We start from the raw sequence: 25,406 nt of genomic DNA, 5'->3' as shown, positions 1-25,406 counted from the left end.
ACCAGTTCATTGGAAAGGAAGATATAAAATTCATTTTCAATAAAAACGAAAAAATTATGTTACAAAAAGGAATTGGCCTATTAATTATATGAAGAGAGGCATGTATTGTGTTATTAGACAAAAATACTTGATACACCAATGTTACCTTCACTCACCCTCCTCATTATTATAAGCTAATAGTGGTTCGTACATCATTATAGCGTGATTCTCCGTTACATATTGGTCTTCTATAAACTGTTTCTGTTGATTATATACTCTACGTTGAATAACATTATGTCGTATATAACCACCCCAGTATGCAGATTGGATTGAGTGTTCTTTTTCATATACTTCATATTGATAAAGCTGCGGATGGGTAACTCTCCATTCACCGACTAAATGCTTATCTGTAATATAAAGGTGAAGTTGATACGATTGGTCCGTTTCATTTTTGATTTGTAAATCCAAATAGTTATAAGAACAAGTTGCTCCGCTTCCAAATGGTTGGGTCCGCTTGGAATCAGGAAAGACATCAAAACTATGACGATATCGCTCTGTTACTGTCAATGGTGTATGTAAGACCATCCAATATATTAAATTTGAAAGCTGACAAAGCCATCCCCCAATGCCTGCTTGAAAAGATCCATAGTGTAGTATCATGCCCTCTACATACCCTTTTCTCCTCGTAGGCTTACCTATTAAACGCCAGTAAGAGAATGTTTCTCCCGGTCTAATGACGATACCATTTAGTTGTTTAATAGCAATCTTCAAATTAACAACTTTATTTTGTTGATACCACATATCTACATCTTTGAGCTTACGAAGTAGTATCGTTCGGTGCTGAATCGCTGTATAGGGTAAATTTTCTTGTTGAAACGTTTTTGCATATTTTTTTCCGTCTACTAACCACTGAATGTACCTCTTTGTAGAGTAATACCATGTCCCTAGTAGAATGCGATACTTAGACCGCTGTTTAGGACGTAAGTTCACTAAATTCATTTTATTTCCTCTCCTCTCTCCATCAATAAGTTGTACTTTTTTTAGCTGCATAATAATTAACATAAATAGATAAAAGACGCAAAAGAACAGGATAATTAATCTAATGGGGACTTTATTTTTTCCATTTTCAAATTGCTTATAGTGATGTGAAAATCCGCTTCAATACGATAAATTCAAATAACACATTATAAATATAAAGGACAATCTTAAATAAAAAATAATGAAAATTAAAGAAATTCTAAAGTATTAATATGTTTTTACTAAATATTGATTGATAATAAGTTGTTTTTTGAGACTTTACTAGGTTCTGTTGCAATGCTTCTTATCTTAGCAAATAAAAAGTTAAGTTAATTACAATGAAAGATTATGCAACTCTTAGTAATTACTGTAATTCATTGTACATCGAAAAACCACAGTCTAGTCCCTGACTGCGGTTTCGTTTATATAGAGATAGAATCAAAACTCTATACTTTCGGAATTTTTTACGCAGGCAAACCATTGACCTATTATCTCGTTATGATGCTTAATAATTTGAGACGCCGATAATATTGTAGAATTATATGTACTGTGCCCATTCTTTACAAGAGTAACGTCATATCCTAAGCTGTATGCACGCCGACATGTTGCATCTATACAAATTTCAGATTGAATTCCTGCTATAACAACTCGTTTTATATTTCTCATTTCTAGCTCTTGTTGAAGACTCGTTTTATGAAAAGAATCCGGATGATTCTTTTCAAGAACGACATCTCCTGTTGCTGGAGCAATTGATTTATGAATTTCCGATCCAGGTGTCCCTTGACTAAGTAAGGAACCAGACTTCCCGTTAAACTTCATATAAAAAATAGGGGCTGAAGCAGAACGGGCTTTAGAAATCAATAATTGAATAACTCTTAATAATTCCGTTCTATTATATAGGACTTTTTTCTCTTCAAATGAACCTACCTGTACATCAATAATAAGGAGTGCTGTACAGCTTTTCATCATAAATACCCTCCTAATACTTGGTCCAAAAAATACAAAAGTGAAATATATGCAAACTACAATGCTATGCGTATTTAATGTATCCAAAAGTTCTAAAGAATATTGCATGGAGGTATGAAGTGGATGCAAATAATTACAATTAGTAACAACTGTTTTAAATAAAGGACATGAAATTTGCAATCATATAATGAATCATGTTAAAAGGTATGTTCTCAAGATTCTATCGCGATTTTAATGGGGATAGAATTGTACATTTTAGCGAAATAAAAGCTCAAAAAGCGATATGTATATTAACAATGTTACATTAGTATTTTTCTTTTTATTTATCCCGCTATTTGTGGGCAGTAAAGCTTCCACCTCAAAATTCAGGTGGAGCAAAGAAGTTAGGTGAGAGATCAGCTGCCCGTAAACGCCCGATTGGTGAGGGCTGATTAAAGTTTCACTTTATATATTCGCAAGTAAAATAGCATAATATTAGTACGAATTACTATAGCAATATGAGTTTTTGCATATTTTAAAATTTAATATATCCTCCGAAAAGTTTTAATTGTATAATGTGTTTTGTTATATTCTTTTAGATTTTTCGACAAAAAATAACAAAAATAGAAGACGTATTGGGAGAATGCATTATGTACATAAAAATATTAAAATCAATTACATCATTATCGCTTATTGGTGGTGCTTTATTATATACAAATGGCAGTGATGTGAAAGCTGCTGAAGCGGGCGTTTTTTCTGATGTACCAACATCGCACTGGTCCTATCCGGCGATTAAAGATTTAGCGGGTAAAAATATTATTTCAGGCTATGGAAATGGAAAGTTTGGTTTTGGTGATGTTGCGACGAGGGAGCAAGTTGCTGCTTTAATTTATCGTGTGTTAGTACCGAATAAGCAAGGTGGTACGTTTAGTAATGATGGTGCTCGTTATGTATTAAAAGATGGGTCTAGTTTAAATAATCCGTATGGTGATATTCGCTCAGGTTCTACAATGTTTCCGGAAGAGGTTTTAACGTTAACGAAATTGGGGATTTTTAAAGGTGATGGGAATGGCGGTTTTAGACCGAAAGATTCTGTTAGCCGCGCAGAAATGGCGCAAATTATTAAAAATGCGTTCCAAGTTTCAGCTAGACAAAAACATACATTTAATGATGTTCCAAATGGATTTTGGGCAGAAAACGCGATTAGTGCGGTGCAGTCAAACGGGATTGCATCTGGTACAGGAGACGGGAAATTTGAACCAGCTAAAACGGTAACGCGTGAACAGTATGCACAGTTTTTATATAATGCATTGAAATATAAAAAGCCTGAGGTTGCGGTGCAAGATACAGAAGATGCGGCATTATTAACAGCATTCAAAAATGAAGTGCAAACACGTATTAATACGTACGAAACGAACATTACACTTCCATATAAAACGAAAAATAGTAATACAAAAGAAGTGATGAATACACTTTTCACCGCATATAAAGAAGTCGCAAGTAAAAATGAGTATACAGATTATAATAGATCGAATGTTTCCTATTCACTGTCTGGATCACCTGGAAATTACACATTTACGTTAAAGATTACATATCGTGAAACGAAAGAACAAACAGAGTATGTCATGAAACAAGCGAAAGCGATTGTTTCATCTATTATTCAAGCAGGAATGGATGATCACGAAAAAGTGAAGGCGATTCATGATTACGTAGTAAAACATGTTTCTTATGACACATCTTATAAAGCTTATACAGCATATGAAGCACTCGTAAATCGTTCTGCCGTTTGCCAAGGTTACACACTATTAACCTATCAATTATTAAAAGAAGCTGGAATTGAGAATCATTTTGTAGTAGGAACTGGAGACGGTCAGCCTCATGCTTGGAATTTAGTGAAAATCGATAACAAGTGGTACCATCTTGATACAACATTTGATGATCCAGTGCCAGATGTACAAGGCCGCGTAACGTATTCATATTTCAACTTATCAGATGAGCAAATTGCGAAGAATCACGTGTGGAACCGAGGGGACTATCCGCAAGCTACTACAAATTATTATGATACACTGACGAGTAAAATTGTAGGGGGAAACTCTAAATCAGCTGTGTACCAACAAATTTTGAAAGGTACAAAGTTAAATTATTTAGGAAATGAGTACATCGCAAATAGCTATAATGAATTAAAAAGTAAAATGCAGCAGCGTTATAGTGCAAAGCCAGAGAAGATTGAAGTTCTTTATAAGCAATCAATGGACGGCGCACTGCAAGATGTGAAAAAAGCAATTGGAGAAATCGGTTTTCCAAAAGGATCAAACCGTGTTTCTTATAAAGCGGAGCCGTATAATGCAAAAGAAGGATATTCTTTGGTGACGATTACGTTTATGTATTGATAGTGAAAAAAGCATCTATTTCAGATGCTTTTTTATTATTATGATTCGACATAATGTGACAAAGGAACATAACTGCATCTGTTATGATAACTTTAAAAATTTGACATTTCGGAGGATTAGTAATGAATAAAAAGAAGATTTTTGCTGCGTTAATAGGAATCGTAGTTTTACTTGTAATTATTAATGTAGTTGTTACGAAAGGGAAACCGGCATCAACTAGTGAAAAAATGTACACTGAGAAGGAGTACAATAAATTAGTAGATGAGCATTTTGAAGCAACGCAAAAGTTAAAAAGTGATAAGAAGCTATTAGAGACTGAAAATAAATCTCTTGATGCACAAGTTAAGAAGTTAAAAGATGAATTAGCGAAAAAAGAGCAACAAGTAGCGCAGCAGCCAGTTCAACAAGAACAACCTAAGCAACAACCAACACCAGCACCAGCTCCACAGCCAGAAACGAAAGAAGAGCCTAAACCAGAACAGCCTACGGGTGCATTCGCAAATCCTGTGAAAAATATAAATAAAACAGAGGCAATGAATAAAGTGAAAGAGAAGGCGAAGCTAGATTTTCAAGATGACTACATGACGCAAAACTTTGTTGCTGAGGAGCAATCAAAAGCATTTGACTTCTTAAATGGAGTAGAAATCAAATCACAAGAAGCATTAAATGTGATGAAGAATGCATTGAAAGATTTTCCTCACGATTTTATGACGGCGAAGTTTGTTTATGAGGAGCAAATGAAGGCGAAGAATAAGCAGGGGTAATATTAAAAACGCTATCTTTTAAAAAGGTAGCGTTTTTTATTTATTGTGGATCAAATAACTTACCTACATTTGACATATACAGTCTAACTGTATAAAATAAAACTATACAGTTGAACTATATAGTTTGACTATATAGTTATCGTTACATTGGAGGTCTTTATGAATAGAGATAAAAATTTACCATTAACGGAAACAACGTATTACGTTCTTTTAGCTTTATTAGAGCCAGCACACGGGTATTTCATTATGCAAAAGGTGGAGGAACTTAGTAATCATCAAGTGAAAATCGCGGCGGGTACACTGTATGGTGCGGTTGAAAATTTATTAAAGCAACAATTAATAGAATCGGTAAAAAGTGAAGATAAACGAAGAAAAGTGTATGTCATTACTGAACGGGGGAAAGAAGTATTACATTTAGACTTTATGAGAATGCAGCACATTATTGGGGTTACAAAGAGCTTATTAAATGTACAGTTAGGGGGAAGCGATGATGTGGAGATTGAAATTCTTTTTAGACTTTGAGAAAGAGGAAAAATGGTTAGAAGAGATGGCTTGGAAAGGCTATCAATTAAAAAGTAATACATTCGGTTATAAATTTAGAATCGCAGAACCGGAAGATGCGACAATTAAAATAGATCATAGAATATTTAATAGAAGAAAAGATTTTATTAATTACTGTACATTATTTGAAGATAGTGGCTGGAAGCATATAGCCGGTAATTGGTGGTCAGGCACGCAATATTTTAAAAAGGTAGATGAGGAAAGTGAAGATGACATTTTTTCAGATCAAATGTCACGAGCAGGGAAGTACAAGCGTCTATCTAAGACATTTTTAGAATTGGCGATATGTTATTTGCCGCTGTTAATTCTATTTATGTTTAATAATACAATTGATCTAGGAGCGATTTTAAATCCGAAAGGCCTATACTATACGCCAGGATTATGGGATATGCACGGCGCAGCATTTTTAGGATCATTCTTATTTGAAACGCCATTTGCATTAATGAGGGACATTTCATGGTTGTTTATCCCAGCTGCGATTGGTATGTTTTTCTTTTTCTCATATAAGGCAAATAGGTTGTATGAAGAGAGAAGATGATAGGAGAGATCCCCCTTAAAGCTGATGCTTTGAGGGGGATTCTTTTGAATTTGTAAATGGTATACTTGGTTGCGATTAACATTAATTCCTTTTTTTTGGTGTTTTAATGTGATATCATTTTGATAATAATATTCCTTAGGAGGATGATTAACATTAATATGCTTTTAGGTGTCATCGCCGCTATTGTCCTCTTGTTAATCGCTGCATGGACTACAAAAGGACCAAATACAGACGGCTAGCATAAATAAATTATTGTATTTCTCAATGAACAAAACAACTTAACATGGTAAAATAATATTTGGATGGGAGTCCAAATATTATTAAAATTAAGATGGTTCAAGTCGGAGGAAGGCACCTTAGGGTGTCTTTTCTTTTTTCTAAATGAGATTTTTGGCTTAAATAAGATAAATTTTCAATGGATTATTACCATGAATATATTGATAAAGTTCATCAATATATTTGTAGAAAGGAGGAATTCAAATGAAGAGAGATGATAATAAGATTGGTCACTTTACATCTAAAGAAGCGAAGGAAGACTTTCAAATTGCTTACGATGAATTAATGGCGCTTCTTCCAAAGCCTAACGAAACGAAAGATATAAAAACGAAATATGGCACAGTTCGTGCTTATTACTTTACTAAAGAGGAAAACAAACATAAAGACCCAATACTCTTACTCCCTGGACGTGGTGCATCTACTCCAATGTGGGTACCCAATTTAGAAGGGCTAAGGGAGAAAAGGCCTGTTTACACGATAGATTTACTCGGTGAACCTGGAATGAGTGTGCAAACGAAGGTGATTGAAAACCAAAAACAACAAGCAGAATGGCTAAATGAAGTAATTGAAGGATTAAGTTTAGAAAAAGTGCATATCGTGGGTGTCTCCATTGGAGGTTGGACAACAATGAACTTGGCTAGGTATAATCCTGAGCATATTGCTACGGCTAGTTTATTGGACCCAGTCTTTGTATTTGCGCAAATATCCATAAAGATGATTCTAGCATCTATTCCAGCTTCCGTTCCTATTGTACCTAAGTTTATAAGAGAAAAGATGTTAAGCTATGTTTCTGGAGGAGCAGAAATAAATGACGATGAGCCGATCGCTAAGTTAATCGAATCGGGTATGCGTAACTATAAACTGAAAACGCCAGCGCCTGATCTATTTAGTACAGAAGACTTAAAAAATATCAATATTCCAGTACTTGCATTAATGGCTGAAAAAAGTACAATGCACAATTCGGCAAAAGCCGTTGAAACTGGGAAAAAATATGTGGAAGATATTGATATAGTTAATTGGAAAAATGCATCTCACGCAATCAATGGTGAGTTCTCTAACGAGGTTAATGCTAGAATCCTTGATTTTGTAGAAAAACATTCTAATGATAACTAAGTTGAAAATGGGAAATAAGTTGTAATGACAATTTTACTTCTTCTATTTTCATGAATATGTATAATTACATAAAATTTCAGAGAAAAAGAGAGTATACTTTCATATTGTGTAATAAAGATAAAGCCCGCCTACGGAAATAGGCGGGCTTTTTTAGCATTTAAAGAAAAGAAAATTTTTAAGGTTCCTGCCTTCGATTCGAAACATTTTACGTTTAATAATAGGTATGGACTCTCATCCGAATATTATTTTACCAGGTTAAGTTTTGTAGTAATCCTTCCTTTTAATTTGAATGAACCAGAGTAGTGTATCACTTTATTTTTAAGCATCCTTCTCAATAAATGTGAATATTTTCATTATCCTTTTAACTACAAAGGGTAGTAATTTAGAAGCTAAAAATGCAAGCACGAAAGCAATTCCCCATGTTTTCATCCATGATTTGAGAAATAAAGCTGTATACCCAACATTCATTGAAACCATGACGAAAGAGATAATACTAGATATACCTAAAATCATAAAGATATTAAAAATTATTGGTTCAAATTTTTTATTGATTTTCAAAATTAACACCTATTTTCTATATATGCTTTGCTATCTAATTTCACCAACATCTAATCTTACAGTTTGAAATCTAGGTTGTCCAGCTTGTTGTACTTGTCTGCAATATCAACAATAGTTATATAACTACAGAGTAAATAAACGTCTTCATAATATATAATTAATATTTCTGCTTTGGATGATAAGGAGCAGAACTCGTTTGTTCGTATAAAGCACCTATTCTGTATGAAGAGAAGAAGGATCCCCTTAAAGGAGATCCTTTTTACGCTTTAAAAAAATCCTTCATTATCTTAGCGCCTTTAATATTCACCGTCACACCTTCAACTTTATCTTTCTTCTCATCTTTAGCAATCGTAATTTGTTCCTTATTATCAACCCACACAAGAAACTCTTCTTTTGAGTCATCTTTATATGTAACGGTTATTGTAGAATGCGCAGATGCTCTCTTTTTTTGATCTAATGTGATTGTTTTAGGGGTTCCATTTTGAACTGCTGAAGCGATTGATTGTATCATTTCCTCGTTATCTGTTTGAGATTTGGAACTAGTATTACTTGTTGTTCTAAGTAACTCAATATTCGTAATGTCTGCAGAGTTTAATTGAATGGCATTTTTCGTATTTTCTTGCTTAGTTTTTGGAGTATTATTTGTAGTAGAAGTGCTTGTACAATCTATTAAAGTTAAAGATAGAATACTTAGAGCACATATGTAAGTGATTTTTTTCATTTTATCTCCTCCTCTAATTTAATTATAACAATATTCTGTTAATTTAGGTAGTTATTGTAAGGGAAAGGTAGAATAATATTTCACTCTTACAAAATTGTCACATTCATGTAAGGTAATTCAATAGATTAAATACTTTTTCCATGTCATAATAAAGACATAAGAAAGCTAATCAAAAAACTATAAGTTATTAGGAGAGTGTCAGTCATGATTGTAACAACAACGTCTGGAATCCAAGGTAAAGAAATTATTGAGTATATTGATATTGTAAATGGTGAAGCTATTATGGGTGCAAATATTGTTCGTGATTTATTCGCTTCAGTTCGTGATGTTGTCGGTGGTCGTGCTGGTGCTTACGAAAGTAAATTAAAAGATGCACGTGATATTGCGATGGATGAAATGAAAGAACTTGCAAAACAAAAAGGTGCGAATGCTATCGTTGGTATTGACGTAGATTACGAAGTTGTTCGTGATGGAATGTTAATGGTTGCTGTAAGTGGTACAGCTGTACGTATATAATAGAATAAAAAACAGGCTCACCCCTCGAAGCTTATGCTTTGAGGGGATTTTTTTGTTTTTCAGTTAAGCTATTTTCACTTCTATCTTTCTTTTGCTCATGACTAAAGTTAAAATGAACAAAATTAAGCTTAAAAGTGCCATTATAATAAAAACTTGCGTATAACTATCAAAATAGTCACGAGCGATTCCTGCTAGGACAGGGATGAATCCGCCAATAATATATCCTCCTGATTGCATCATAGCAGTCCATGCACTCGCATCTTCTGAAGTTTTTGTTTCATATAGCGGTAGCATGAGAGCGAGTGGAAATACGCCGCCGAGCCCGATACCTAGTAGAATAGAAGGGATCAATGGTGTAGTTAGTGGGTAAATCATAAGCGATAAACCTACGAGTACAAAGCATATACTCCCTAACAACCAAAGTGTTCTGTTTTTATAAATATCCGCTAATGTTGGAATTAAAAAGCTGCATATCATTTGAATAACTGTAAAAACAGTTATAAGAGTACCCGCTTGCTCGCTACTCACACCCATACTTTGATTTGCTGGCGCAAGCCAAGTCGTAATGGAGTAAAAGATTCCAGATTGTAGTCCGAAAAAGATTGTGAACAACCATGCTTTTTTATTTCTTAAAGGTAAACTATTATTCTTTTTATCTTGTGTACTCGTATTCTTTTTTCGTTTCATAACCGGATACCAAAATATAATAGCGATAATAGTAAGTACACCCCAAAAAGCGAGTGCTATATTCCAAGATTCTTTTAATACATGTTGTAAAGGAATCGTTAATCCTGCACTTAAAGAAGCACCAGTTCCCATACCTACTGAATATATTCCAATCATTAAGCCGATTTTCGTAGGGAATTTTTCTTTAATAAAACCTGATAGTAACGGACCTGCAAGTGCGATCCCAATGCCGATAAATAAAGAGCTCGCGAATAATGTGAAAATAGAAGAGGTAAAAGCCCTCATACATGTTGCAAAGCCAATTAAAATAAGACAAGCCATAATTGCTTTTTCTGCCCCATATTTTTTAATTACCTTCCCAGTCAGTAAGGCGAATGTCCCCATACAAAAAACAGGAATAGCTGTTAAAAAACTAACGGAAAAATTGCTTATATTTAAGTCTTGTCGGATTGTTTCTAATAAAGGTGAAATAGATGTAATTCCGATACGTAAATTAATGGAAACAAAAAATAGTGCTAGTATATACAAATAAGTTCGTTCTTGATGTTTCAATTTAATTTTCTCCCCTCTTAAACATCAGACGTTATTGAGTATATCATCTGATGTTTGGGTGTAATATATAAGGAGCTTATTTCAGCTCCAAATTTTGAACGGCGTATGTTCGTGCCTCTTCGGCATTTTGTTTAAAAATAGCTTGGAATAACTTTTCATGAATGTCAGAGTTATCTTCATAGTTCACTGTATTTAATATTAATTGGCTTAAAATGTGGCGAAGGGCAGGTACGAAAGATTGATATAAATCAAGTAGAACTTCGTTTTTGCTCGCCTTTGCAATTGCTAGATGAAACTGAATGTCTGCATCTATGTATGCTACATAATTTCCTTCTTGAAGGGCATTTTTTCTTTTATTCAAATGTCCTTTTAAGTATAAAAGATCCTCTTCGCTTCGGCGCTGTGCCGCTAACATCGCTACTTCTTTATCTAACATATTTCTTGCTTCATACACATGATTAATATTAGCTGCTTGCAATCGTTTTTCAAATGAATCTTGTGTTGTATTTAGTGAGACAATACGAGTACCTTGTCCTTGTCGAACTTCTAAGATGCCGGCATGTACTAATATCTTTATGCTTTCTCGCAGCGTCGAACGCCCTACACCTAACTCTTCCATTAATTGCGGCTCTGTAGGGAGGCGATCACCAACTTCATACTCGCCAGAAAAGATTTTTTCTTGTAAACGTTCCAACACTTCATCGACTAATTTCCGTCGAGAAACTTTTGAAAAAGATTTCTTTTCGTTTATATTCATCTGCTCATCTCCTGTTATATTCGCTTTTATGATAACCAATTTAAGTTCTGTTGACAATGTTATTTTTTAGGTAGTTGGAGCGGGAGGGGGATAACGTTGATGAATAAATGAAAGGACAGTACATATTTTATATGACTAATATGTCCTGCCCCGTTTATGCCAAAATCGCGTCTGTTTCTCGATTATGAATAATTGTTTCCTGTCTTGCTATAAATTTCATAAGCAAAAAATCCAAATAAATAGCCTATTCCAGCTCCTAAACCAACTGTAAACAGTGAATGATCCGGGAAAAATATGTCGACAATTATACCGATTAAACACCCCAAAAGCATTCCCATTGGTATTAAACTATCTAATAAAACTTGAGCGTTTTTTGATTTTTTCTTACCTAAGTTACCGTTGTTATATTTATGTTTAAGCCTTCCAATCACATATAATATGATTCCTCCGACTATTATAACAGGCGCAATTACCGTAATTAACCACATGTTAGAATCTCCTTTCACCTTTCAAAATAATTATACCAGATAATTACAAATGGGTACTCTTAAACGTACTATCTAGTCTATTTAAAAGGTCAATCAAAAAGACTTCTTCAATTGTAGTTAATAACTCGTCAAAAACACTTTCCCTTTTGTCTTCTCAGCAGACTGCACAACATCAACCGCCGTTTTCACATCCGCTAAGTCATACGTAGAATGTACCGTCATAAAGCGTAATTGTTTATTTTCTACTAAGCGGATTAAGTGACGAAACGTTTCTTGCCATTTGTATGGTGGCACGTCTTTATTCCAATGTCGTAAATGAAATATGTTCGCATGCACCTTTGCTTTCGTGACAATCTTTGCCCAGTTTACTTGTATACCTGATAGAAGGCCGATAGTTAAAAAGTGCCCATTTGGACGTAAGGAGAAAGCTAATTCATTTCCATCTGGTCCCCCGATAGAATCAATCGCAGCATCTGCACCGATCCCGTTTGTTAATTCCATAACGGTTTCATAAAGCGGGGTAGTGGAAGTATCTATTACATATTCAGCACCGAGCTGAAGTAATTCCTCTGTATGTTTATTATTTCTCGTAACTGCAATTAATCGGAAGTTTAAAATTTGCGATAACTGTGCAAATAGATGACCAATAGCGGATCCACAAGCATTCACTAATAAAACGTCATTACGTTTTAAGTTTAGTGTTCCTGTACATGTAACCCAAGCTGTAAGGGGATTAATATACATTTGTGCCGCTGTAAAATCATCGATGGAATCAGGAAGAGGGACTACAAAATCAGCTAATGTCTTCACAAACTCTTGCCAAGTACCTTCTCCGCGTAAAGGTAAAACACGTTTACCGATAAGGTCTCTAGAAACATCTGCACCTACATTTTCTACAATACCAACACCTTCATAACCAGGTATGTTAGGTAAAGGGATTCTATGCGCGTACGCTCCGGTTATTGGAATTAAGTCAGATGGATTAATTGGTCTAACTAACATACGAACTAGCACTTCATTCTCTTTTAATGGTTCTATATTTTTATATTCAACTTGTAATACATCTTTTGGGTTGCCAAATTCGTGAAATTGAATGTATTTACCGTGCAAAATAATTGTTCCCCCTTAGTATGATTGGGTTAATTATAGCATTTTTGGTTTGAGGGGATTTTTTGTACAGCACAATTTATGTTTAAGATTCATGATGTGACTGAGGAAATCATATGTTTAAGTAGAGAGTTTTTATGGAGAAAATGTATGTAATGATTTTCATTTGGACAAGGAGGAAAAACATGGACAGATGTCGAAAGTTAGGGCAGTCTTTAAATTTAAATGAAAAAGAAGATGAATTGGGGGTAATAGATATGAGCCAAGTAGTGACTGATGTTCAACCATTAGAAACAAAAGAAACAGAGAAATTAGTAACTCGTCGCCCGAAAGATGCTCAAGATTTACGTAAAATGATCGGAACTCGTACAGCAGGTAGTAAAAATTTAGTGGATATTTATAAAGAAGAAAAATAAGGGAGAAATAAAAATGGTAACTAATTTCGTTCAAGGTGAGGGTGCTGTTTTAAGAATTCAACAAGCATCTATTTATGTAGATGCTTGTTTTATTTTGGCATTTTTAGATGAAGATGATACCCGTTCTGATAAGGTAGCTAATTTAATTAATGCATGGGCGAAGAAAGAAATAAAAATGGGGATCAGTTCACATACTTTTACAGAAGTAGTAGGTATTCTTATGAAAAATAAAATTGAGCGGGCGTTGAAAATTTATATAGATAATATGGAAAATATACAGTCTAACGGAATAGAGTGTTTGAGTGAAGACGATAGAAGAGATATTGTGTCTATAGAAGCAGCATGTAATTTATATGAAATCTATCAATATATTATTAAATTAAGAATGAAATCTGGAGATGAAAGTAAAGAGGTCTATGCTAAAGAATTACTAAAAGTAGGAAAAAGACATGCTAAAAGAAGAAGTGGATTAACAGCATATTATACAAACGTTGTTCAAACCTTCGAGGAATTCCTGTATAGCATGGAGAATCACTTCAAAATTAAGGTTGAATATATTTCTTCAGATAAGAAAGCTATAGATACTGCAGTCCAGTATATGAAGCTGTATCAATTAGAGGCTTATGATGCAATGCATTTAGCTATAGCTAGAAATAAGTGTGAGTATTTTATAACTTTAGATCAGGATTTTATACAAAACTTTTTGCAAAAAGATAAGGACTTGCAGACAAAAGTTATAGTCGTTGCATGAAAAAGGAAGCAACCACAGTCGCTTCCTACATCTATCAAGCCGAAGCTTTCTTCATTCTCTCAAGTAAACTAGATAAAATATGCGTACGATAAGATTCTAGTTTTTTACCTTCATAAGTACGGATACCTAATTTTTTAAGTTCTTTTACATACCAACCTTTGCTTCCGAAATACATGTAATCGCTCCCCTTCAACTTTGTTTTTAGTAGTTCTGATTGTACTTGGAGGTACAGGTAATATAATGAAGGAAATGAATTTCGCGCGAAAATGGTTAACTTTGTTGCAAAAGACATATATACTAAGGATAGTATATAACGAGGTGGGCAAGACGTGATTATAGAGAAGCACGAAATTCAAATTGACCAAATTACGAGCGGTAAAGTGAATATCTTTACTTTCTATAGAAATAGAAAGCAAGTTGATGATCATTTTTTACGATTACAAGAACCATCGCTTACAGCAAACTACTTCTTCCATTTTCATTTTGATGCAGAGAGTTTGCATCTTTTGCAGAAAGAGTTTCCGAGCGTATATCCGTACGACGGTAGTGAAACGATTCACGACTGGACGGAAAAGATGAAAGCAGAATTGCAACATCAGATCCAAACAGGTAAATGGAATAAACGCGTACGTATCGGTAATCGCATTCTAGATGTGGCGTTTACGTGGTGTGACGAAGATATAGTAGAGTGAAAAAGAAGCGGATGACGCTTCTTTTTTTAGCGCTGGAATAAGACGAGCTTACCTGCAGAAGATGTGCAACGATGCGTTTTTTCATGTAATCCTTTTTCTTGTAAAATAGATTCACCTTTTGCTTTCGCTTCTTTTTCAGTTGCCGCCTCGAATGATTCGTCTAATGCTTTTGAACCATCTTTTTCAAAGACTGTTAGAACGTATACTCCCATGAAAATTCCCTCCAATAATTAAAATCAGAATCTTATAACTATTTTGTCATAAAACGCTAGAATATGCAAAGAAATATATGACATTGCGTGTTACAATAAGGTGAAACTTTAATAAGCAGGGGAGTTTTTTCATCCCCTGCTTATTATTAGTGGAACCAATCGGGTATTTATGGGCAGTTAACTTTCAGATTGCCTTCTTTGCTTACTGCCCGTTAGTACGGGATAAAGTGAAACTTTTGAACTATAGAAAGGATCGTTATTTGTGAAACAAGTGAAGTTTATACATGCGGCTGATTTGCATTTGGATAGTCCGTTTAAAGGGATGGAAATGAATGTACCGCAGTCTGTTTGGGAGAGAATGAAGCAAAGTACGTTTGAATCGTTCGAACGTATTGTTGATAAAGCGATTCAAGAGCGCGTTGATTTCGTATTACTAGCCGGGGATTTGTATGATGCTGAGATGAGAAGTTTGAGAGCGCAAGTGTTTGTGCGTGAGCAAATGAAGAGACTTTCGCAGTACGATATTCCCATTTTTATTATTCATGGTAACCACGATCATTTAGGGGGAAGCTGGGCAGCGATTGAGTTTCCGGAAAATGTTCATGTGTTTATGGAGCCTTATGTGGAAGAGAAGTCATTTTATAAAAATGGTGAGCTATTAGCTTCTATTTATGGGTTTAGTTATTTGCAGCAAGCGGTAACGGATAATATGACAGCGCAGTATAAGAAAATGAGTGATGCGCCTTTTCATATTGGGATGCTTCACGGAAGTGTGGAAGGGGATGCAGAGCATAATCGCTATGCACCGTTTCAAATTCGTGAGCTGAAAGAAAAGCAGTTTGATTATTGGGCTCTTGGCCATATACATAAACGTGAAATTTTATCAGAAGAGCCATGCATTATTTATCCGGGTAATATACAAGGTCGCCATCGTAAGGAAACAGGGGAAAAGGGTGCGTACCTGATTGAACTCACGAAACAAGGATCGCATTGTTCATTTTTCCATACGGCGGATGTTGTATGGGATGAGATAGAAGTGAGTATCGATGGACTTGAAACTGTTGATGATCTTATGACGAGCACGTCAAGTGCGATGAATGGATGTAGAAGAGAAGAGGAAGGCACGCTTTTAACTGTCGTATTTACAGGGCAGGGGCCACTTTCTCCTTATTTGCGTGAAGACAAGCGCGTGGAAGAGATTTTTCATATTTTAGCAGCGGGAGAAGAGCGAAAAGATTTCGTGTATGCGATGAAGTGGAAAAATGAGACGGTTTCTTTTGCGGAAATTGAACGTTTGAAAGAAGAAAATCATTTCGTCGGTAGTGTGCTAAAAGAGTTAGAAGCTTTTACAAATATGGACGGAGTGTTGCGCACTATTTGGACATCTCCTATAGCACGTAATAGTATTGAAGCTTTTACGGAAGAAGAGAAGAAAGAGATTCAAAAGGAAGCGGAAAATATTATTTTAGAGCAATTATTCCAGCAAGAGAGGGATAAGAAATGAGAATTGAAAGACTCCATATTTATGGGTACGGAAAATTAGAAAATGTGGAAATGGATCTGTCAATGCTGACGGTGTTATACGGTGAAAATGAAGCGGGGAAATCGACAATTCGCTCGTTTATGAAAAGTATTTTATTCGGTTTTCCAACGAGAGGACAGCGCCGTTATGAACCGAAAGAAGGCGGAAAGTATGGCGGAGCAGTTACTGTTCAAACAGGAAAGTACGGTCGTTTAAAAATTGAACGATTGCCAAAGACGGCAGCTGGAGAGGTGACCGTTTATTTTGAAGACGGGAAAACTGGCGGCGAAGATATTTTAAACGATATATTAAGCGGTGTGAATGAAAGCTTATTTGATTCTGTTTTTTCATTTGATATGCATGGTTTGCAAAATATTCATCAGCTCGGCGAAGCGGATATTGGTAATTATTTATTTTCGGCAAGCGCAGTCGGAAGCGATGCGTTATTGCAGTTAGATAAAAAATTAGAAAAAGAAATGAATCAGCGCTTTAAGCCGAGTGGTCGTAATCCTGAAATTAACGTGTCACTGCAAGAGATGAAGAAAATTGAGGAAAAGATGAAAGAGTGGCAAGGGAAGATTGGCACGTATGAAAAACAGGTCGAGCAGTTAAAAGAAAGTGAAGAGAAACTTGCTTCTGTTCGTGCGGAGAAAGAGAGTGCCGAAAGACGAAAGCAAGACTATGAAATATTAGCAGCGCTTGAGCCTCTCGTTATTGAAAAGAGTGCGCACGAGAAAGTGTTAGAAAACGAGAACGGGCAGTTTCCTGTAAACGGAATGGCGCGCTATGAGGCGGTGAAGGCAAAGATAGAACCGCTGCAATTACAAGTAGATTCACTTCAAAAAAAGATAGAAACAGTGCAATCAGAAATTGATTCCACAGAAATAGATGAAGTATTTTTACAAAAAGAAAGTTACGTAGAAGAACTTCGTATGCAGCACATGTCTTATGAAAATGCACGCCAAGAAATGCGTGATATGACGGGAAGTATTGCGAATATAAAAGAAGAAATCGCAGAACTAGAGCAACAAATTGGAGCCACTTTTGAACAAGAGACGGTTCTTTCATTTGATATGAGTTTAGCGACGAAAGAATTAATTACGCAAACTGTGCAAAAGGCGCGTGAATTAGAATCGCAAAAAGCACAACTAGATGAACGTTTTAAAACGGCTCAGGAGCAATTAGAAGAACAAGAAGAAAATATAAGACAGATTCAGAAACAAATGTTAGCGGATGAAGAGCGAAATGTGTTAGTTGAGAAAGAAAAGTCATTTCAAGATGCGGCGTTTATCGGTATGGGCGCAGAAAGAATGAAACGTAAGTATGAAGAGAAAGCAGGGGCAGCTCAGCAAAAGAAAAAACAGTGGCAAAGAGTTTGTCTTCTTTTACTTCTTATTAACACGCTTGTTTTATTCACGAGTCTATTTATAGATAACCGCGTACTATTATTTATTAGTGTCATTGCTTTTGTAGGGATTGTTGTAGCACTCGTTTTATATAAAGATCCATCAAGCGGATTACAAGAAGAACTCCTTACTCTTCAGCAAAGTGCTGGCGGAAGGAAAAGTGAAGAAGCGATGTCCGTTCGTTATCAGTTAGAAAAGGATGAAGAGATTCGAAAGTTATTTGAGCGAGAGTCTTATAAATTGCAGCAAATGGAACGAGCTTATGATAAAGTCGTTTCATCGTATGAAGAATGGGAGCGAGAAACTTTCCAAATAGGAGAACAAGTAGATGCGTATAAAACGCGCTATATGTTCCCTGAATTTTTTACGTATGCGCACATGTTGCCAGCGTTTGAGCGTATTGAAAAAATGCAGCAATTATATCGTGAGCTAGATAAACAAGGAGAGTGGAAATCTTCATTATATGAAATGATTACGCAATTTGAACATAAACTAGAAACTGTTATTGGTAGCACGGAGTATAGTAATTTGCATGAGGCGCAAAGTCGTATGCAAAATGAGAAAGAGAAGCGCCAAACTTGTAAGCAGCTGAAAGAGAAGCTGGCGGAATGGCGAGAAGAATATGAGTTCATGCAAGAGCAATTAAAACAACTTTTAGTAGAACGAGATAGCTTATGGCATATTGCAGATTCTACTGATGAAGAGATGTTTTTAGAAGCAGGTAAGCGGGCAGAAAAACGTGAAGATGCGGATAAGCAAGTGGGGCGTTTATTACCTCAAATTGATCTGTTAGAACAGCGCTTAACGAGTTTGTCATTAGCTGAGCATTATGAGGCTGACGGTTATGATGAAAAATTAAAGCAAGAAATTACAGCCGCGCAAAACTGTCTTGTGAAAGAGAAAGAATTAACAGAGCGTATTGCGAAGCATCGAATAGAAATTGCGAATTTAGAAGAAGGCAGTACGTATGGTGATTTACTACATGAGTGGGAAATGAAAAAAGCGCAAGTACGTGAACAAGTGAAGAAGTGGGCTGCATACGCGGCGGCAAAGACAGTATTAACGAAAACGAAGCAATATTATCATGAAGTGCATCTTCCGCGTATTTTACAAAAATCAGAAGAGTATTTCGTGTATTTAACAGGCGGACGATATAGTAAAATTTTTTCACCGTCAGAGGCAGAGCCGTTCATTGTGGAACGTAACGATGGTATGCGTTTTTATAGCCATGAACTGAGCCAAGCGACAGCGGAGCAATTATATTTATCGTTACGATTTGCACTAGCGAAAACGTTTGAGCATGATTATCCATTTATTATTGATGATAGTTTCGTGCACTTTGATGCAGTAAGGACGAATCGAACGATTGAACTAATAAAGGAAATTGCGAAAGATAGACAAGTCATCTTCTTTACATGTCATGCGCATTTATTATCGTTCTTTACAGAAAAACAGATTATAAAATTAACGCATAAGCGTAAAGAAAACGAGTTGTAGTATGCTATACTAAAAGTAATTGATTTGGTGGAGGAATTCGAATGAAAAAGAAAATTGCAGAATATGAAGTTGGTGAACAAGTCGATGTTTTCTTGTTAATTAAAACAGCGACAAAAGGTCTAGCAAGCAATGGGAAACCATTTTTAACAGTAATCTTACAAGATCCAAGTGGAGATATTGAAGCGAAGCTATGGGACGTATCACCAGAAGTTGAGAAACAATATGTAGCAGAAACAATCGTTAAAGTAGCTGGTGATATTCTAAACTACAAAGGACGTATTCAATTACGTGTGAAACAAATCCGTGTTGCGAATGAAAATGAAGTAACAGATATCTCGGATTTCGTAGAAAAAGCACCAGTGAAAAAAGAAGATATGGTTGAGAAAATTACGCAATACATATTTGAAATGAGAAACCCGAACATTCAACGTCTAACAAGACATTTGTTAAATAAGCACCAAAACGAATTTTTAGAATATCCAGCAGCGACGAAAAATCATCACGAGTTCGTATCTGGACTAGCTTATCACGTTGTATCAATGTTAGATCTTGCGAAAGCAATTTCTGCACTGTACCCATCGTTAGATAAAGACTTACTATATGCAGGCGTTATTTTACATGATCTTGGTAAAGTAATCGAATTATCTGGTCCAATTTCTACAACATACACGTTAGAAGGAAATTTACTAGGCCACATTTCTATTATGGTGAACGAAATTGGTAAAGCAGCAGACGAGCTGAACATCGATGCAGAAGAAGTATTAATCCTTCAGCACATCGTTCTTTCTCACCACGGAAAAGCAGAATGGGGTAGCCCAAAACCACCATTAGTAAAAGAAGCAGAAATTCTGCACTACATCGATAACTTAGATGCAAAAATGAACATGATGGACCGTGCATTAGGACGCACAAAACCAGGCGAATACACAGAGCGTGTCTTTGCTCTTGATAATCGTTCGTTCTATAAGCCAACTTTCCATAATTAAGATTGTGAATAGAATGGCTTCATTAAGTGTGGCATGACAATAAAATTGTTTAAAAAGATGGTGTGAAATTAAGTTTTCACACCATCTTTTATTGCCCTGATAAGGGAAGACACTGCAAACAGCTTTAAAAACCATTATTTATTCCTTGATGAGGAAAGAAATAATGAGAGAAAAAGATGTAAATCATACGGAAAATTTATATTGCATTAGCTTGTGTAAAGCTAATGGATGAGAGTCTGTTGTCAATAAAAAAACGGATCTTAAACAAAACAATTCTTTTGCATATCATGTGATGCAAGGGAGGCAAGAGAACGTGTTCGTTGATTGGAAATCTTTTGTAGAGTATTCTAAATATAGAGTTGTATTAGGAATATTCTTTTAAGGAGAGTGATTACTTTATGCTAGGAAAATAGATGGATAAAGTAAGAGAACCTAGATGTATACACAATTATAAATTTATTAAAACTCAGGATAGTGAAAATTTTAAAACAGGGCAGATTGGGACAGCTAATATTTATAAGTGCGAAAAATGTGGTAAAGAAAAGGTGGATTATAAATATAACAGTGATATAAATAGTGATTTTTGGAATATATAAAATAAATCGTTTAATGAAACGGAGAATTACTAATATTAATTATTCGCTAAAATTACAAGTTATTGTAAGGATATTTAACTATTAAAGAATTTTAATAGCCTATGATTAGTTCATTGATTGTAGGCTATTTATTTTGGCGAGTGAAAAGGTTTTATTACCAGTAGATACGAAAATAATTACGCCACAAAACATATAGCATTTTAAACTAATACTGAGATATTAAAAAAATATCTCGAATTCAAGATAATTTACTTGCTTTTTAATCACTTGAGTTGTAAAGTGATAGTAACGAAAGGAATTACTACTTTCGTACGAATCGTTTTACACATTGAATTATTTTTTAAATTATCACTTGACTAGTAAAATGAATTAATTACTTCTTATAAACACGCGCTTCGCTGACCAGCAAGCAGAAATAAAATTATTAAATACAAATTAAAATCATTGGAGGAATATATAATGAACCAATTAAAAGGAATCCACCACGTTACAGCGATTACAAGTAGTGCAGAAAAGAACTATGAATTTTTCACTCATGTTTTAGGAATGCGTTTAGTTAAAAAAACAGTAAACCAAGATGATATTCAAACTTACCATTTATTCTTTGCAGATGATAAAGGTAGTGCAGGAACGGATATGACATTCTTTGACTTCCCAGGCGTTCCTAAAGGAGTACACGGTACAAATGAAATTTCAAAAACTTCATTCCGCGTTCCAACTGATGCAGCATTAGCATATTGGGTGAAACGTTTTGACCGTCTTGAAGTGGAACATACAGGAATTAAAGAGCAATTTGGTAAGAAGACTCTTTCTTTCGTTGATTTTGATGATCAACACTATCAATTAATTTCAGATGAATTTGATAAAGGCGTGGAATCAGGTACACCTTGGCAAAACGGACCAGTTCCATTAGAATATGCAATTACTGGTTTAGGACCTGTATTTATTCGTATCGCGAACTTTAGTTTCTTTAAAGAAGTGTTAGAAAAAGTTCTATTATTTAAAGAGATTGCTCAAGAAGGAGAATTCTATTTATTTGAAGTAAACGAAGGTGGAAATGGTGCCTCTGTCATCGTAGAACATAATACGGTTCTTCCAGAAGCGCAACAAGGATTTGGTACAGTGCATCATGCTGCATTCCGCGTAGAGGATCGTGCTGTATTAGAAGAATGGATTGAAAGAATAGGTAGCGCCCAGCTCCCTTCATCTGGTTATGTAAATCGTCACTTCTTCGAGTCATTATACGCAAGAGTTGCACCGCAAATTTTATTCGAGTTTGCGACAGATGGCCCAGGGTTTATGGGAGATGAGCCATACGAAACACTTGGAGAAAAATTATCGTTACCTCCGTTCTTAGAGCCAAAGCGTGAAGAAATTGAAAAATTAGTTCGCCCAATTGATACAGTGAGAAGTACGAAGGAATTTATTAAAGAGTAAAAATAGAGGTAATAAGTAGAAGAGCAAGTAGTTTTAGCTGATAGCTGAAATTGCTTGCTTTTTTATTTTCACTCTATAGCTATTTTGATAGAATGTATGTATGAAATTGATGGAGGAATAAAATGACGAAAATTAGTGGGTATACTTGTAGATGCTGCGATACATATCATGAAGAAATTCCAACGAGTTATGGATCATCAGCTCCTGTTTATTATTATGATGCTGAACCTGAAGAGCGAGAAGATAGATTTGAAATGAACGATGATTTATGCGTGATGGATGGAGAACATTTCTTTATGCGAGGGAGTATTGAAATTCCTATCATCGGTACAGATGAACATTTCATATGGGGTGTATGGGTTTCATTAAGTGAAGCGAATTTTGATAAGGTGAATGAATTCTGGGACAAGCAACAGTTATTAGAGCCGATGGCATTCGTCCTTATATTGAACTAGAGCCGACAGACCATCCTTTAGCAGTAGAGTTTAGAGAAGGAATGACGATGGAACGGATACAGGAAATAGCGGAACAACTTTGTTTAAATAACGAGGGTGATGAGGAAGAGTGCTGATGTTTGGTCGGCGCTCTTTTTCATCATGGGAAAATTAAGAGTGGAAACAAAGTGTACTATTTTATAAACCTGTCCTGGTTTTAAGGTATCCATAATGTGTTCTAAATTAACTTTGATGTAATAAGATTGTTTTTATGGTTCTAATTCGACAGTATTCAGGAAATACATTTTTGATATACACCCTATTGTTTAACTTGAGCCGAGATATAATAAGAATCATGAACATTGTACTTAAAGTAACCTTAGTTCGGGTATTCGCTGAGCCAAGGTTATTTTTATCCCGCTTTAATGGGCAGTAAGACCCCCACCTCAAAATTCAGGGAAAGCAAAGAAGTTAGGTGGGGGATCAACTGCCCATAAAAGCCCGATTGGTTCAACTAATAATCAGTGGGGGGATGAAGAACCCCCCACTGATTAAAGTTTCACTGTATTTAGAATTTCTTGCAACCATTTTAAAGTATATACAGTCTAATAGTTATATAAAACATAAATGGTAGATTTCTAAGGGGGAATTTAAAATGGAGCTGCTCATAAAGCGGGCTCAAAAAGGTGATGAGGAAGCCTTTATTGAGGCAATTGATATATTAATGCCACAAATGTATAAGGTGGCAAAAGCACGCTTGAAAAATGAAGAAGATATAGGAGATGCAATACAGGAAACAATTTTGTCTGCTTTTACAAATTTAAAAAGGGTAAAAGAACCAGAGCATTTTAAAACATGGATTACGAAAATATTAATGAATAAATGTAATGATATAGTACGAAAAAATAAAGTTTTATATGTGGATGATTATGGAAAATTACAGGGAGATCAAATCGTAAAAGACAATATTGAACAAAAGCTTGAATTTGACAATCTGCTTAGTTATTTAAGTGTGGAGTATCGTTTAGTAATCGTACTCTATTATGTAAATAAATTTAAAACAAAAGAAATTGCAGAGATTTTAAATGAAAAAGAAGGAACAATCAAATCAAGACTACATAGAGCAAGGCAACAGTTAAAAGAATATTATTTAAAAGAAGACTGGGAGAATGTAAACAATGGGGGGAATTTAAAATGAATGATCAATTCGAGCATAAATTAGAAGAAGCATTAAATGATGCTGTAACAATTCCTAATAGTGTTTTGAAGAAAAAAGAACTTGCTTTTGAAGAAATTAGAAAAAGTAAGAAACAAAAACAAACATTCTCTCATAAAAAAATAGTTGCAGCAATGATAGCAGGGCTAACAATTGTTGGAGCAAGTGTCGGAGTTGGCGTGTATGGTGATTCAGCATTAGCTGTAGTAAAGGAATTTTTCTTTGTGAAAGATCAGGGAGTTCAAAAGGCGGCAGATAATGGATACGTACAAAAAGTAGATGAGAATCATGTGATGAAGGATAATGGGATTACAATCCAAATTAAAAATGTACTGTATGATAAATCTAAAATAGCAGTTTCTTTACAATTGAAATTTGAAGATAAAAGTTTAATAAGTAAAGTGACGGATTTAAGAATGAAGTACGATTTAACAGATGATAAAGGACGATATATAGAGAAGGCGGAATACACAGAAGGGTTAACAAATGAAAATAGTAAGATGTTGGCAGGTAGCGAATGGAGTATTCAGGCGGGGGAAGAAGAGGGAGAAATAACTTATAATTTAATATTCCATCCTATGAATTCAATTGATAACATTGATAGTCTAAACTTTAATATTAGTTCTATATCTTTGTTTGCGCCATTAGAAAATAAAGATGTTTCTTACAGGACAGAAGCAGAATCTCAATCAAATACTGTAAAAGAAAATATAGAAGCTTGGCATGAAAATGGTCTGCAACTGAATAAGGAAATTCAAGGGAAGTGGCAAGGGGGAATAAAATTAGACTCGAAGTTTAAAGGAAATCAAGAGATTCATTTTGTTCCTAAACAACAACCTGAGTCTGTAAAAATAGTGTCTGCAGAAGTACTACCAACAGGGACGAATATCACATTTGAACGTGATACTTTTGGAGACATTGAAGAAATAAAGCGTCAGATAAAAACAATTGATAGTGCCATTCTTATGGATGAAAAAGGGAAAACATATAAGTCAACATTGAAGGGATACACAGGTACTGGAGATAATGGGAATACAATTAAGGTGAAAACGTTTGATGTTACTACTTTTGATCATGTAAATCATTTTAAAGTGTTATTAAAAGATGTTGATGGAAAAGATGTTGTAATCGATTTAGCTCGTGAAGAGAAAAAATAAAGTATACGATCAAAAACGNAATATATATATATAGTAGTAGTACGTACGTAGTAGTAGTAGTACGTACGTAACGTAACGTACGTACGTACGTACGTACGTACGTACGTACGTACGT

At 35.0% G+C, this 25,406-nt stretch carries 26 protein-coding genes and 2 pseudogenes; 17 read left to right on the top strand and 11 right to left on the bottom strand.

What is annotated here, in order from left to right:
• Nucleotides 1–147: 147 nt before the first annotated feature.
• On the bottom strand, nt 148–978 hold the full coding sequence (locus tag CDB3_RS19290) for a VanW family protein (RefSeq protein WP_128855608.1): 831 nt from the start codon (nt 976–978) through the stop codon (nt 148–150).
• A gap of 456 nt (nt 979–1,434) precedes the next feature.
• Nucleotides 1,435–1,965, bottom strand: coding sequence for a cysteine hydrolase family protein (locus tag CDB3_RS19280; protein ID WP_128855607.1), 531 nt, complete (start codon nt 1,963–1,965; stop codon nt 1,435–1,437).
• Between the two features lie 626 nt (nt 1,966–2,591).
• On the opposite strand from CDB3_RS19280, the gene CDB3_RS19275 reads away from it, so the two are divergent.
• From CDB3_RS19275 to CDB3_RS19255, 5 genes are all read left to right on the top strand, one after another.
• Nucleotides 2,592–4,331, top strand: coding sequence for an S-layer homology domain-containing protein (locus tag CDB3_RS19275; RefSeq protein ID WP_128855606.1), 1,740 nt, complete (start codon nt 2,592–2,594; stop codon nt 4,329–4,331).
• Between the two features lie 122 nt (nt 4,332–4,453).
• A complete protein-coding gene (locus tag CDB3_RS19270; RefSeq protein WP_128855605.1) occupies nt 4,454–5,095 on the top strand; it encodes a hypothetical protein in 642 nt (213 codons plus the stop codon).
• A gap of 159 nt (nt 5,096–5,254) precedes the next feature.
• Complete coding sequence (locus CDB3_RS19265; protein WP_128855604.1) at nt 5,255–5,617, top strand: PadR family transcriptional regulator; 363 nt, start codon at nt 5,255–5,257, stop codon at nt 5,615–5,617.
• Entirely contained in the window at nt 5,586–6,194 is a 609-nt protein-coding gene (locus tag CDB3_RS19260; protein WP_128855616.1) for a DUF2812 domain-containing protein, read from the top strand. Before CDB3_RS19265 ends, CDB3_RS19260 begins: the two co-directional genes overlap by 32 nt.
• Nucleotides 6,195–6,674: 480 nt before the next feature.
• Nucleotides 6,675–7,583 (top strand): alpha/beta fold hydrolase, encoded by a 909-nt coding sequence (locus tag CDB3_RS19255; protein WP_128855603.1) that lies wholly within the window; start codon nt 6,675–6,677, stop codon nt 7,581–7,583.
• A gap of 318 nt (nt 7,584–7,901) precedes the next feature.
• On the opposite strand, the gene CDB3_RS19250 is transcribed toward CDB3_RS19255, so the two are convergent.
• Nucleotides 7,902–8,141, bottom strand: coding sequence for a DUF2798 domain-containing protein (locus CDB3_RS19250; RefSeq protein WP_128855602.1), 240 nt, complete (start codon nt 8,139–8,141; stop codon nt 7,902–7,904).
• A gap of 259 nt (nt 8,142–8,400) precedes the next feature.
• Nucleotides 8,401–8,862, bottom strand: coding sequence for a hypothetical protein (locus CDB3_RS19245; RefSeq protein ID WP_128855601.1), 462 nt, complete (start codon nt 8,860–8,862; stop codon nt 8,401–8,403).
• A 204-nt stretch (nt 8,863–9,066) separates the two neighbouring features.
• On the opposite strand from CDB3_RS19245, the gene CDB3_RS19240 reads away from it, so the two are divergent.
• Nucleotides 9,067–9,378: a heavy metal-binding domain-containing protein gene (locus CDB3_RS19240; RefSeq protein WP_000637505.1), complete on the top strand. Its 312-nt coding sequence runs from the start codon at nt 9,067–9,069 to the stop codon at nt 9,376–9,378.
• A 63-nt stretch (nt 9,379–9,441) separates the two neighbouring features.
• Here CDB3_RS19240 and CDB3_RS19235 read toward each other — a convergent pair whose 3' ends face one another.
• The 4 genes from CDB3_RS19235 to CDB3_RS19220 all read right to left on the bottom strand — a co-directional run bounded on the left by CDB3_RS19235 (nt 9,442) and on the right by CDB3_RS19220 (nt 12,975).
• A complete protein-coding gene (locus CDB3_RS19235; RefSeq protein ID WP_128855600.1) occupies nt 9,442–10,623 on the bottom strand; it encodes an MFS transporter in 1,182 nt (393 codons plus the stop codon).
• 70 nt (nt 10,624–10,693) lie between these two features.
• Nucleotides 10,694–11,374 (bottom strand): FadR/GntR family transcriptional regulator, encoded by a 681-nt coding sequence (locus tag CDB3_RS19230; protein WP_097829889.1) that lies wholly within the window; start codon nt 11,372–11,374, stop codon nt 10,694–10,696.
• A 182-nt stretch (nt 11,375–11,556) separates the two neighbouring features.
• The gene (locus CDB3_RS19225) at nt 11,557–11,862 is read right to left on the bottom strand and encodes a hypothetical protein (RefSeq protein ID WP_128855599.1); all 306 of its coding nucleotides are present in this window, start codon (nt 11,860–11,862) and stop codon (nt 11,557–11,559) included.
• A 117-nt stretch (nt 11,863–11,979) separates the two neighbouring features.
• Complete coding sequence (locus CDB3_RS19220; protein WP_128855598.1) at nt 11,980–12,975, bottom strand: zinc-dependent alcohol dehydrogenase family protein; 996 nt, start codon at nt 12,973–12,975, stop codon at nt 11,980–11,982.
• A 179-nt stretch (nt 12,976–13,154) separates the two neighbouring features.
• On the opposite strand from CDB3_RS19220, the gene CDB3_RS19215 reads away from it, so the two are divergent.
• The gene (locus tag CDB3_RS19215) at nt 13,155–13,385 is read left to right on the top strand and encodes a hypothetical protein (RefSeq protein ID WP_128855597.1); all 231 of its coding nucleotides are present in this window, start codon (nt 13,155–13,157) and stop codon (nt 13,383–13,385) included.
• Nucleotides 13,386–13,398: 13 nt separating this feature from the next.
• Entirely contained in the window at nt 13,399–14,136 is a 738-nt protein-coding gene (locus tag CDB3_RS19210) for a type II toxin-antitoxin system VapC family toxin (RefSeq protein WP_128855596.1), read from the top strand.
• 34 nt (nt 14,137–14,170) lie between these two features.
• Here CDB3_RS19210 and CDB3_RS19205 read toward each other — a convergent pair whose 3' ends face one another.
• Nucleotides 14,171–14,311 (bottom strand): YflJ family protein, encoded by a 141-nt coding sequence (locus CDB3_RS19205; protein WP_000273535.1) that lies wholly within the window; start codon nt 14,309–14,311, stop codon nt 14,171–14,173.
• A gap of 154 nt (nt 14,312–14,465) precedes the next feature.
• Between CDB3_RS19205 and CDB3_RS19200 the strand changes: the two genes are divergently transcribed.
• A complete protein-coding gene (locus CDB3_RS19200) occupies nt 14,466–14,828 on the top strand; it encodes a hypothetical protein (RefSeq protein WP_000582798.1) in 363 nt (120 codons plus the stop codon).
• Between the two features lie 26 nt (nt 14,829–14,854).
• Here the strand turns inward: CDB3_RS19200 and CDB3_RS19195 are convergent, their stop codons facing one another.
• Nucleotides 14,855–15,040: a YhzD family protein gene (locus CDB3_RS19195; RefSeq protein WP_000539550.1), complete on the bottom strand. Its 186-nt coding sequence runs from the start codon at nt 15,038–15,040 to the stop codon at nt 14,855–14,857.
• 262 nt (nt 15,041–15,302) lie between these two features.
• On the opposite strand from CDB3_RS19195, the gene CDB3_RS19190 reads away from it, so the two are divergent.
• From CDB3_RS19190 to CDB3_RS19165, 6 genes and pseudogenes are all read left to right on the top strand, one after another.
• Complete coding sequence (locus CDB3_RS19190) at nt 15,303–16,544, top strand: metallophosphoesterase family protein (RefSeq protein WP_128855595.1); 1,242 nt, start codon at nt 15,303–15,305, stop codon at nt 16,542–16,544.
• A complete protein-coding gene (locus CDB3_RS19185) occupies nt 16,541–19,465 on the top strand; it encodes an ATP-binding protein (RefSeq protein ID WP_128855594.1) in 2,925 nt (974 codons plus the stop codon). The genes CDB3_RS19190 and CDB3_RS19185 overlap by 4 nt, the downstream gene beginning before the upstream one ends.
• Before the next feature lie 41 nt (nt 19,466–19,506).
• Nucleotides 19,507–20,451 carry a 3'-5' exoribonuclease YhaM gene (gene yhaM / locus CDB3_RS19180; protein ID WP_000726647.1) on the top strand — a complete coding sequence of 315 codons (945 nt, stop codon included), beginning with the start codon at nt 19,507–19,509 and terminating at the stop codon, nt 20,449–20,451.
• Nucleotides 20,452–20,864: 413 nt separating this feature from the next.
• A complete protein-coding gene (locus tag CDB3_RS32445) occupies nt 20,865–21,047 on the top strand; it encodes a hypothetical protein (protein ID WP_128855593.1) in 183 nt (60 codons plus the stop codon).
• Nucleotides 21,048–21,506: 459 nt separating this feature from the next.
• A complete protein-coding gene (locus tag CDB3_RS19170; RefSeq protein WP_128855592.1) occupies nt 21,507–22,484 on the top strand; it encodes a ring-cleaving dioxygenase in 978 nt (325 codons plus the stop codon).
• A 122-nt stretch (nt 22,485–22,606) separates the two neighbouring features.
• A pseudogene (locus CDB3_RS19165) lies at nt 22,607–23,055 on the top strand (DUF2199 domain-containing protein).
• Nucleotides 23,056–23,112: 57 nt separating this feature from the next.
• Here the strand turns inward: CDB3_RS19165 and CDB3_RS19160 are convergent.
• Nucleotides 23,113–23,272, bottom strand: a pseudogene (locus CDB3_RS19160) (IS4 family transposase); the annotation flags it as partial.
• A 301-nt stretch (nt 23,273–23,573) separates the two neighbouring features.
• Here CDB3_RS19160 and CDB3_RS19155 point away from each other — a divergent pair.
• Together CDB3_RS19155 and CDB3_RS19150 are read left to right on the top strand one after the other, a co-directional pair.
• A complete protein-coding gene (locus tag CDB3_RS19155; protein ID WP_128855591.1) occupies nt 23,574–24,116 on the top strand; it encodes an RNA polymerase sigma factor in 543 nt (180 codons plus the stop codon).
• The gene (locus CDB3_RS19150; RefSeq protein ID WP_128855590.1) at nt 24,113–25,291 is read left to right on the top strand and encodes a DUF4179 domain-containing protein; all 1,179 of its coding nucleotides are present in this window, start codon (nt 24,113–24,115) and stop codon (nt 25,289–25,291) included. The genes CDB3_RS19155 and CDB3_RS19150 overlap by 4 nt, the downstream gene beginning before the upstream one ends.
• Nucleotides 25,292–25,406: the final 115 nt, after the last annotated feature.

The sequence above is a fragment of the Bacillus sp. CDB3 genome (genome assembly GCF_002081505.1).
Classification (GTDB): Bacteria; Bacillota; Bacilli; order Bacillales; family Bacillaceae_G; genus Bacillus_A; species Bacillus_A cereus_AT.
The sequence above is the reverse complement of the archived record's forward strand: the minus strand, read 5'-3'. Positions and strand labels throughout refer to the sequence as shown.